The sequence below is a fragment of the Coleofasciculus sp. genome (assembly GCF_046539235.1).
In the GTDB taxonomy this organism is placed as follows: domain Bacteria; phylum Cyanobacteriota; class Cyanobacteriia; order Cyanobacteriales; family Coleofasciculaceae; genus Coleofasciculus.
Genome location: NZ_JBKHHI010000419.1, coordinates 1 through 5,799 on the forward strand (window position 1 = coordinate 1; position 5,799 = coordinate 5,799).

The 5,799-nt window shown below is 45.3% G+C and carries 4 protein-coding genes; 3 read left to right on the forward strand and 1 reads right to left on the reverse strand.

Annotated features, from left to right (window positions below; translation table 11 throughout):
* Positions 1 to 108: 108 nt before the first annotated feature.
* Positions 109 to 1,314, reverse strand: a complete 1,206-nt coding sequence (locus ACLFWI_RS25710; protein WP_446415276.1) for a tetratricopeptide repeat protein — start codon at positions 1,312 to 1,314, stop codon at positions 109 to 111.
* A 290-nt stretch (positions 1,315 to 1,604) separates the two neighbouring features.
* Here ACLFWI_RS25710 and ACLFWI_RS25715 point away from each other — a divergent pair, with 290 nt between their 5' ends.
* The 3 genes from ACLFWI_RS25715 to ACLFWI_RS25725 all read left to right on the forward strand — a co-directional run bounded on the left by ACLFWI_RS25715 (position 1,605) and on the right by ACLFWI_RS25725 (position 5,622).
* Positions 1,605 to 2,834: an esterase-like activity of phytase family protein gene (locus ACLFWI_RS25715; RefSeq protein WP_446415277.1), complete on the forward strand. Its 1,230-nt coding sequence runs from the start codon at positions 1,605 to 1,607 to the stop codon at positions 2,832 to 2,834.
* A 347-nt stretch (positions 2,835 to 3,181) separates the two neighbouring features.
* A complete protein-coding gene (locus ACLFWI_RS25720; protein ID WP_446415278.1) occupies positions 3,182 to 4,576 on the forward strand; it encodes an RNA-guided endonuclease InsQ/TnpB family protein in 1,395 nt (464 codons plus the stop codon).
* A gap of 23 nt (positions 4,577 to 4,599) precedes the next feature.
* The gene (locus ACLFWI_RS25725; RefSeq protein WP_446415279.1) at positions 4,600 to 5,622 is read left to right on the forward strand and encodes an ATP-binding cassette domain-containing protein; all 1,023 of its coding nucleotides are present in this window, start codon (positions 4,600 to 4,602) and stop codon (positions 5,620 to 5,622) included.
* Positions 5,623 to 5,799 lie beyond the last annotated feature (177 nt).

Here is a 5,799-nt window from a genome sequence, read left to right on the forward strand (position 1 = left end):
CCCTACAATTGTCCCTAAACCCGCCCCTACAATTGTCCCTAAACCCGCCCCTACAGATTACCTAAACCCGCCCCTACACCTACACAAATATACAAGACTTATTGCTTATTACTTATTAGTTGTTTCCTCCTGATTAATTTTCTCAATTTGACGGGCAAAATGGTTTTCTCTATACTGCAATGATCGCGCTAATTCTAGACCTTTTTGAAAAGCGTCTAAGGCTTGGGAATACTTGTTTTGGGCGAGATAAATCTGACCCATTTGATCATAAGCCTGCATCAACCCATAATAATTGTAGGACTGTTGTTCCACAATAATCAACGTTTCGTACACCTGGAGTGCATAGTCGGGTTGGTCGTAAGATAAATAGAGTTGGGCTAATTTTTCCAGTGCATCACTGGCATAAGCCAACTGTTGTGATGACCAAGCGAGTACATAAGCTTCTTGGTAGCTTTGAGAGGCTTGTTCGGGTTGATTCAGGGCTTCGTAGTCGGCACCTATCCCAATTTTTAGGGCGGGAATTTGAGTGTAGTTTTCTTGGTTGAGGTAACTTTCCACTAACCGTTCCTTGATCCGCAGGGCGTTTTCGGGTTCCTGGGATTGTTTATAAATGTTGAGCAATTCTTGTAAATAGTTAACCTCCGCCACGCGATCGCGCCTTGCTTGAGCTATTGCTAGTAATTCCTCATAAATGGCGGCGGCTTGGGGATAATCAAACCAAGCTAAGTGGAGTTGGGCGATTGTCTCTAAGGTTTCGGCTTGAGTTTCCCGATCTCCTTGTTGACGGGCATCGGCTAAAATTTTATCATAGATAGCTAAGGCTTTTCTGGGAACTCGTACCTGTCGATAAGCTTGACCTAATGCTTGTAAAAGTTCTGGCTCTAAGTCTCCTTCTTCCTCAGCATTTTGCTGAATGGTTTCTAAGCGTTTGGTAATTAACTGTACCTGAGATTTCGCATTCCGACTCCAGGCAATTTCACCGACGCGCCCTAGGGTTTTGACTTCTTCTAATCGTCCACTCAGAACTCGCCGTAAGCGAATTTCTCGATACCAGATATCAAACGCCTCTTCTAGATTTCCCGCCCTCAATTCGGCGGCGGCTTGATTATTCAGTTGATTGAGATCTTCCCTCAGTCGGCGGCGTTCTAAGGGGCTTAAAGGGCGTTCTACGGGGGGATTGGGAAGCAGGGGATCACCAGTGGTATCCAGTTCTAGGGGATTGGGTGGATTTGTTTCAGCGGGTTGGGCTAATGTTCCACCACTTAACCCTAACCAGAGCGTCGCTATGCAAAAGATTAGTTTAACTTTTCTCATTAATTTAAGCTGTATAAGATGCCACACTGTTTTAAGGAGAGCCAGGAAATAAATTTCCGGCTGAAAGCTAAAGTAAGCTAAAGCTTACTACATTAAAGACTTTTAACCCGTTTGAACGGGACGTGAGCTTTTAGCCCATAGACGCAAAGTGGCTTCTCTCCGAGAACTTTAGTTCAGAGCTTAAGTCTGATTAATTATTATCTTATCTGCCAACTTAATCACCATTGACGCTTAAAATCAACTTAGAGTTTCTCAAGGAAACCCCTACCCTAAGACTTTTGACATTTTTTATGATTCAGTCATTAACACAAAATCCATTAAAAATCAATAGATTTCGCCGCCTATTATCTCGACTCTTCGTCGTGGCGATGGCGCTATTGACTCTGTTGACGACGAGCTGTAGTCCCTCTACCGCTAGAACCGCCGAACAGCGAACGTTTCTGGATTTATCCTTGGACTTTTTGGCGGAGTATCAACTGCCTAAACCGATGAGGTTTGAGGATACTCCCGTTGGCGGCTTATCCGCCCTCAGCTATGATCGCGATCGCGATCGTTTTTTGGCACTATCCGATGATCGGTCAAATCTCGCACCCGCCCGATTTTACACCCTGGCGCTGACGATTAACCGCCACTCGGCAGGAGAAATTGGGATTGAATCCGTCACCGTGGAGGATGTAACCATTCTCAAAGACGAAAATGGCAAACCCTATCCGGCGGGAACCATTGACCCCGAAGGCATCGCCCTATCCGGTAAAGGTGGCGTATTTATTTCCACTGAAGGGGTTCCTAGTCAGGGAATTGAACCCTTTATTCAAGAATTTGACCGCCAAACGGGACAACCGTTGCAACGCTTGCGAATTCCTGACCGTTTTCTCCCGAATAATACTACAGAAGAGGAACAAGTTCCCCGTGGCGTACAAGAAAACCTAGGCTTTGAAGCATTAACCTTAGAACCAATTACGTTAGCGGCGGCGAGTGGCGATCCTTTTCGCCTATTTACAGCAACGGAATCCGCGTTAATTCAAGATAGTTTACCCCCAGATTCAGAGGAGGTTCCCCGAATTCGGCTGCTGCATTATTTAATCAGCGATATTGCGCCACCCATGCTAGTAGCGGAACATTTGTATCCACTGGCTCCCGCCCCCAAAGGGACAATTGATTATGGCTTATCGGAATTAGTGGCATTAGATACAGAAGGTCACTTTCTTAGTTTAGAACGGAGTTATGGGTTGTTTGGACTCAGCGCCCAAATTTATCAAATAACCCTGGGTGGGGCAACCGATACATCTAATATTGCCAGTCTCAAGGGGGATATTTCTCGCCTTGATCCGGTGAAGAAAAAATTGCTCCTTGATTTAAGTACTTTGGGAATTTATTTAGATAATCTGGAAGGGATGACCCTAGGTTCACGGTTGCCAGATGGGAGTCAGAGTTTGGTATTAGTCAGTGATGATAATTTTAATCAAGCACAGATTACGCAGTTTCTTTTGTTTCGGTTAAACCTGAATAAGTCGAATTGAGCTAAATTGTAGTGGCGTGACCCAGCTAATTGGCTCTCTTCCTTTCTCCCCTTGTCCTTGTCAACCTCAATTACAAATTTAAAGCCATAGCAGGTTGACAAATTGAAATAAATGTGCATTCATCCCAATTCTCCCCCCACTGCCGACAAACCCCTTAAAATGAAAAGACAGCTAATTGTTTAGATTTATGGGTGAGAAGCCCCGCGCTGTATCCTTATGGTCAGCGCCGGGATGAATCGCCATTGAAAGAAAACCATGTCCTCGAACGAAGTGAAGGATTGTTTTTATGTTTCCGGATAGTATTTGGTTAAGGTTGATCTATAATTGGAATAGGGAGGTGATAGAAATTGAAGCGAAGCAAAGATACATTTAAGTTAAATTACCAGTATAGAATTGTGCCAAATAAGTATCAAGTTTATCAACTAAACGAATGGCTGTATAAACTGTGTCGGATACATAATCTAATGCTGGAGGAACGGTTTAACTGGTGGGAGTGTAATCGCACTCCGGTCAATGCTTGTCCAATTTTTGTTACCCATTTGTCAAAACTCAAAGACCAACCAACATACTACAGTCAAAAACGCGCTACTCATTGGTCAAGGGAATCCAACAAGGACTTATACAAAGGGGTTCACTCTCAGGTAATACAAGAAGCAATCAAGCGGGTAGAGGATACGTTTAATCGGTTCATTAAAGGTGATTTAAATGGGAAGCGAAGCGGAAAACCTCGCTTTAAATCAGTGCGGCGATACCGGACACTTTCTATCCCTCAACTAAAAGCTGATTGCCTGAGTTTTGCGGTTAACCCACAGCGGCGCAAAAACGGCGGTACACGACGGGATATTGCTTATATCAACCTTCCCAAGGTAAGTCAGGTTAAGCTTATCTATCATCGCCCCATCCCGGAAGGATTCACAATTAAGGCGGCGCTCCTGTCGCGTTGTGCTGACGGATGGTACATAACCCTAACATTGGAAGACAAATCCGTCCCCAGCTTAAAGCCACCAGAGCTAGAAGCAACAGAAGAGAACTCCATTGGATTGGACGTTGGTTTGGAAAAATTCTGGACGGCATCGGATGGGGAGATTGAGCCTATTCAACAACATTACCGCAAGTCCGAGGCGAAGTTGGCAAAGTTGGCTAACCGCAAAGATGGGAAGCCACATAAGTCGGCATCACGACGGAAGTTGGCAAAAAAGATATCAAAACATCACCAAAAGTTACAACGGAAGCGAAAGCAATTTCATTATGAATCAGCTACAAAACTGGTAAATCGTGATGAGCAAGTGTTTTTTGTAGAGGAGATTAAACCAGGAAACTTATCAAGAAAAAACAAGCCAAAACAGGACAAAGATGGGAAATATTTACCAAACGGACAAAGCGCCAAATCGGGCTTAAACAAGTCAATTAATGACGCTGGCTGGGGTCAATTCCTTTCAATTCTCAATTACAAAGCCGCGAAAGCTGGTAAATTGGTGGTGAAAGTAAAGCCTCATAACACAAGCCAAGTATGTTCTTGCTGCGATCGCCTAGTTCAAAAAGATTTATCAATCCGAGTACACGAGTGTTTGTGTGGGTTGATTTGGGATAGAGATCGGAACGCGGCGGTCAACATCAAGAGAGTGGGGCTGGGCATATTCCCCACTATAAAACGCCCCAAGCGTAGTCGAAGGGCTGCGACTAAGGAAGCCCACACTATACCCTTGACGGGTATAGTGTGGGAGGATGTCACATTTGTATAGCCAACTCAGGTATAGAACGATATATGGCTGCTGCCGTTTTAATCGAGAACCTAAAAAAATACTACGGGGATGTCGAAGCCGTGAAGGACATCTCCCTGAACGTCGAACCCGGTGAGATTTTTGGCTTACTCGGTCCAAATGGGGCGGGGAAAACCACAACGATTCGCTGTCTGTGTACCTTAAGTAAACCAGAGGCGGGTAAGATTGAGGTATCGGGAATTTCTGCGATCGCGAATCCTAGAGCCGTCCGCCGTCGCATCGGTTATGTCGCCCAGGAAGTGGCATTAGACAAAGTGTTGACGGGTCGCGAGTTACTGCAACTACAAGCGGATTTATATCACCTACCCAGCAAAATTGCCAAAGAGCGCGTCAATACCATGATAGAGGTGCTGGGCTTGCAGGACTATGCCGATAAAAAGACAGGAACCTACTCCGGCGGAATCCGCAAGCGTCTGGATTTAGCCTCCGGCTTACTCCATAAACCCGATGTGTTAGTTCTCGATGAGCCCACCGTGGGACTTGATATCGAGAGTCGGGTGGTGGTGTGGAATTTCCTGCGTCAATTGCAAAACGCGGGCACGACCATATTTATTACCAGCCACTATTTGGAAGAAGTAGATATTTTAGCCGATCGCGTGGCAATTATCGACAAAGGAGTTGTCATTGCCGAAGGTACGCCTTCTCAGTTAAAGGATAACGTGGGTGGCGATCGCATAACCCTCCGCATCCGGGAATTCTCGCCTATGGAAGAAGCCCAAAGTGCCAAGGAAAAGCTGGAGGTGTTACCCTTTGTCCAAGAAGTGATTATTAATACGGCGCAAGGAAATTCCCTTAACTTAGTCGTCAAACCCCAAGGCGATGCATTAACCAACATTCAGCAATCCTTAAAAGACGCCGGATTACCCATCTTTGGCATTGCCCAATCTCGACCTAGTTTAGATGATGTCTACTTAGCCGCCACCGGTCAAACCTTAATGGATGCTGAACTCGCGGCGGCGGGAACACGAGATGTGAAGGCAGAGAAAAAGCAACGGATGAAGGAATGATGAGTTGATGGGAGGTGATGGGAGGTGATGGGGAAGATAGGGGAGATTATGTAGGGGCGGGTTTCACTACTATCTTTTTAGTTACACCCAGATGTAACTAAACCCGCCCCGACTAAATGACGAATGACGAATGACGAATGACAAATGACAAATGACAAATGACAAATGACAAATGAC

Excerpts from the sequence above, each read along its gene's own strand:
- ACLFWI_RS25710 (WP_446415276.1), bottom strand. The coding sequence starts at position 1,314 with ATGAGAAAAGTTAAACTAATCTTTTGCATAGCGACGCTCTGGTTAGGG.
- ACLFWI_RS25715 (WP_446415277.1), top strand. The coding sequence starts at position 1,605 with ATGATTCAGTCATTAACACAAAATCCATTAAAAATCAATAGATTTCGC.
- ACLFWI_RS25725 (WP_446415279.1), top strand. The coding sequence starts at position 4,600 with ATGGCTGCTGCCGTTTTAATCGAGAACCTAAAAAAATACTACGGGGAT.